Below are 2,311 nucleotides of genomic sequence, written 5' to 3' on the forward strand. Positions count from 1 at the left end.
AATCCCGAAGCTGAATGTTGCCGTTATAGGAGCAGAAGAACAAATTTTTACAGAGTCAGCACTCGTCCAAATTGCCGGAAGGGTTGGCAGAAGTAAGGAGCATCCTCGTGGTGATTGTGTTTTTTTTCATTATGGAAAAACGAATGCCATGCTTGATGCAATTCAGCATATCGACCACATGAATAAGGAAGCGGTCAAAAGGGGGCTATTGGATTGAAAATCTTCCAATCATCGCTTTGTCTTTATTGTCACAGCGCAATCCGTGAGAGTGTAGGCTGGGCCAATATCTTCTTTTTAGAGGAGGCCGATTTGCTCTGTCAGTCCTGTCGTTCCAGACTTGCACCCATTCAGGGGAATACGTGTGTGGTTTGCTATAAACCGATTGAGGATGGAGGCAGATGTCCGGATTGTGAGCAGTGGTTAATGGATCCGATATATGGCCATGCACTTGATTATAATGTTTCCTTATATGGCTATAATCCGTTTATGAAGGATATTATCGCCCGTTTTAAATATCGGGGTGATTATGAATTGGCTCGAATATTTGCTAATGAACTGTACAAAAAAGCACCGAAAGCAGACGTTGTTATTCCGATTCCGTTGAGTGAAGAACGAATGAACGAACGTGGGTTTAACCAGGCAGAAGCTATCGGTGTAATGGCTCGATTTCCTTTGGAAAACGGATTAATTCGCGTTCATGGAGAAAAGCAATCCAAGAAAAGTCGCTATGAACGTATCCATACAGAGCAGGTCTTTGGTATCCATCCTCAAGCTCTGGATTTTCATGACAAAATAATCCTTTTACTTGATGATATTTATACAACAGGGTCTACACTTAGGCATGCCGGTGTTATTTTGAAGGAGGCAGGTGCAAGAAGTGTGATTTCTCTGACAATTGCAAGATAATCTTCATCTTCCACATAAGTATCCGATAAGTAAAATGTAACAGCATGTTGAGGAGGATACGAATATGAGCGAATTGACTTATTGTCCGAATTGTGACAGCCTTGTTGTGAGAAATCGATTCAGAGATGTATGTGAAGCTTGTTATAAAAAAGAAGAAGCTATTTTTAATGAAGTTTACCAATATATTCGTAAGCGTGAAAATCGCTCTGCAACAATTACGCAGGTTGTAGAGGCTACCCGTGTTGAGGAGTCCTTGTTAATGAAGTTTATCAAGAGTGGGAAGCTGCGAATTAGCTCTAATCCGAATCTGGGCTATACCTGTGAGCGATGCGACTCGATCATCAGGGAAGGACGCTTTTGTGTAAGCTGCAAGGACACTTTGCGTGCTGACATTGAGAGGCATGAACGCGAAGAAGCACGCCATAAAGAGATGGCTGAACGAGAGGGAAAATTGACCTATTATCGAAAATCTGGAGCAAAATAAGAATTTAGGCCTGCAAGGTCCTTTTTGAATATTGTGTTCCTGTATGTCATAATTTACTTGACATAGGGTAAACAAATCTTCATTCTTGTCGATACTAATAGTAGAGAAGCAAGATGAGCTGAATGATAATCTTGTGAAAGCATATGTAAAATGCTTCGGAATATACACAATTAACAATCCTTATATTTTAGTGTGACGGAAGGGAAAGTGAGGGTCGCAAAATGAAAATTAATCATCTCAATCAATATGGCGTAAATCCATACCAAAAGGCAGTAAATAAAGCCGACACTTCCATGAAGCCTTCTCAGCTTGCCGATAAAGTGGAAATTTCCAATACAGCAAAGGAATTGCAGCAAATATCGAGTGTAGCGGTCGATCGACAGGCTAAAATAGACGAAATTAAAAAGCAAATAGAGAACGGCACGTATCAAGTCAATGTCACTGAGACGGCAAAGAGTGTCATAAATTTCTATTCGAAAAAATAATTCTTAGGCCAGTATGAGGCTTGTACTGGCATTCTTTTTTTATATGGGGTGAACCAACTAAATGTCGGCTCAATCAATTATTCAAACGCTTAAGCAGCTAATCGATCTGCATCAGGAATTGAACAGAATGGCCCTGGAAAAAACAGACGTGATAAAAGCTGAGGAGTTAAAGTCATTAAGCAGTCTGCTCGTCCGGGAAAGGAAGCTAATCAATGCAATTGAGAAACTGGAGAAGGTTCGGCAGGATGAGGTACATGCCTTTCTTGAGAAAAAGGGCATCCAGGATGGATCAGGACTTTTATCAGATTGTATTCAGTATGCTGAAGAGCATGAGCAGGCTATGCTTATTGAGCTTGGAACTGAATTGCGAGGGATCATTGCTAGCTTAAAAGAACGGAATGAACTAAACCAGCAGCTAATCTATCAATCTCTGCAA

4 protein-coding genes and 1 pseudogene are annotated in these 2,311 nt (G+C 40.8%); all 5 read left to right on the top strand.

Annotated elements, in window-relative coordinates:
- Positions 1–217, top strand: a pseudogene (locus AC52RT_RS02320) (DNA/RNA helicase); the annotation flags it as partial.
- Complete coding sequence (locus AC52RT_RS02325; protein ID WP_495539251.1) at positions 214–906, top strand: ComFC family protein; 693 nt, start codon at positions 214–216, stop codon at positions 904–906. The pseudogene AC52RT_RS02320 and the gene AC52RT_RS02325, both read left to right, overlap by 4 nt.
- A gap of 64 nt (positions 907–970) precedes the next feature.
- Positions 971–1,390, top strand: coding sequence for a TIGR03826 family flagellar region protein (locus AC52RT_RS02330; protein WP_495539252.1), 420 nt, complete (start codon positions 971–973; stop codon positions 1,388–1,390).
- Positions 1,391–1,611: 221 nt separating this feature from the next.
- Positions 1,612–1,875 carry a flagellar biosynthesis anti-sigma factor FlgM gene (gene flgM, locus AC52RT_RS02335; RefSeq protein ID WP_495539253.1) on the top strand — a complete coding sequence of 88 codons (264 nt, stop codon included), beginning with the start codon at positions 1,612–1,614 and terminating at the stop codon, positions 1,873–1,875.
- Positions 1,876–1,936: 61 nt separating this feature from the next.
- Positions 1,937–2,311 (top strand): flagellar protein FlgN (locus AC52RT_RS02340; protein WP_495539254.1); only part of this gene is annotated, 375 nt, incomplete at its 3' end.

This window comes from Peribacillus sp. (genome assembly GCF_059453735.1).

What these genes read in the sequence shown, in the direction of transcription:
- AC52RT_RS02330 (WP_495539252.1), top strand. Translation starts at nt 971, where the DNA reads ATGAGCGAATTGACTTATTGTCCGAATTGTGACAGCCTTGTTGTGAGA.
- flgM (WP_495539253.1), top strand. Translation starts at nt 1,612, where the DNA reads ATGAAAATTAATCATCTCAATCAATATGGCGTAAATCCATACCAAAAG.